Origin of the sequence: Streptomyces sp. NRRL S-495 (assembly GCF_000966955.1) — a bacterium.
GTDB lineage: Bacteria > Actinomycetota > Actinomycetes > Streptomycetales > Streptomycetaceae > Kitasatospora > Kitasatospora purpeofusca.
Genome location: NZ_JZWY01000143.1, coordinates 1 through 657, shown reverse-complemented (window position 1 = coordinate 657; position 657 = coordinate 1). Strand labels below are relative to the sequence as shown.

Annotated in this window: 2 protein-coding genes; both read left to right on the top strand. The window is 77.5% G+C overall.

Going from position 1 to position 657, the window contains the following annotated elements; all coding sequences use genetic code 11:
* Window positions 1–312 (top strand): 4'-phosphopantetheinyl transferase superfamily protein (locus tag VR45_RS09985; RefSeq protein ID WP_045939329.1); only part of this gene is annotated, 312 nt, incomplete at its 5' end.
* A 69-nt stretch (window positions 313–381) separates the two neighbouring features.
* On the top strand, window positions 382–657 hold a 276-nt coding region (locus VR45_RS09980), incomplete at its 3' end, for an LLM class flavin-dependent oxidoreductase (RefSeq protein ID WP_045939328.1).

Below are 657 nucleotides of genomic sequence, written 5' to 3'. Positions count from 1 at the left end.
GGACTGCCGGCGGCCGTCCTGCACCCGGAGGAGCTCCGGGCGGCGGGCGAGCCGGACTGGCCGGCGCTGCTGCGCCACTGGACGCTCAAGGAGGCCCTCGCCAAGGCGACCGGGCACGGCATCGGCGGCGGCGGACTGACCGAGGTCCGGGTGGACCCGGACGCCCCCGGTGACACCCTCCGCTCGGCCGGCCGCTGGGCCGCCCCCGGTGAGTGGAGCGTCTGGGCCCTCGACCTCGGCGTCCCGGTGGCCGCCGCGCTCGCGCTCCCCCGCCGGGACTGCCCGCACCCGCCGCCGCTGCGCCCGCTGTGACGGGCCCACCGCTGTGACGGGCCGGCCCCGGCGCCCCACCCCACCCCGACCATCCGAAACGGATCCACGATGACGCTACGCCTCCTGGTCGAGCCCCAGCAGGGCACCACCTACGCCGCGGTCGCCGCCTTCGCCAGGGAGGCCGAACGGCTCGGCTTCGACGCCCTGATGACCAGCGACCACCTGCTCCGGATCGGGGACGGCGACCCGGGCCCCGGCCCGCTGCACGCCTGGACCACACTGGCCGGCCTGGCCCGGGACACCGAGCGGATCAGGCTCGGCACGATGATGTCCGCCGCCACCTTCCACCAGCCCGCCGTGCTGGCGCTGATGGCGGCCCAGGTC